The sequence below is a fragment of the Cedecea sp. B1(4) genome (genome assembly GCF_059414925.1).
In genome coordinates, this window is the sequence record NZ_JCAHMZ010000098.1 from 1 (window position 1) to 336 (window position 336).

1 protein-coding gene is annotated in these 336 nt (G+C 64.3%); it reads left to right on the forward strand.

What is annotated here, in order from left to right:
• On the forward strand, nucleotides 1–336 hold a 336-nt coding region (locus ACR6JA_RS22230), incomplete at both ends, for an EF-Tu/IF-2/RF-3 family GTPase (RefSeq protein ID WP_494599564.1).

A 336-nucleotide genomic window follows, 5' to 3' on the forward strand; every position in this document is an offset into this window, starting at 1 on the left:
GGCGACAAGGGCGAACTGGGCGAGCAAGCGATCCTGTCGCTGGCCCAAGCCCTGGACACGTACATCCCGACGCCCGAGCGTGCCGTTGACGGCGCGTTCCTGATGCCGGTCGAAGACGTGTTCTCGATCTCGGGTCGCGGCACCGTGGTGACCGGCCGTATCGAGCGCGGCATCATCAAGGTCGGCGAAGAAATCGAAATCGTCGGTATCACCCCGACGGTCAAGACGACCTGCACCGGCGTGGAAATGTTCCGCAAGCTGCTGGACCAAGGTCAAGCCGGCGACAACGTGGGCATCCTGCTGCGCGGCACCAAGCGTGAAGACGTCCAGCGTGGT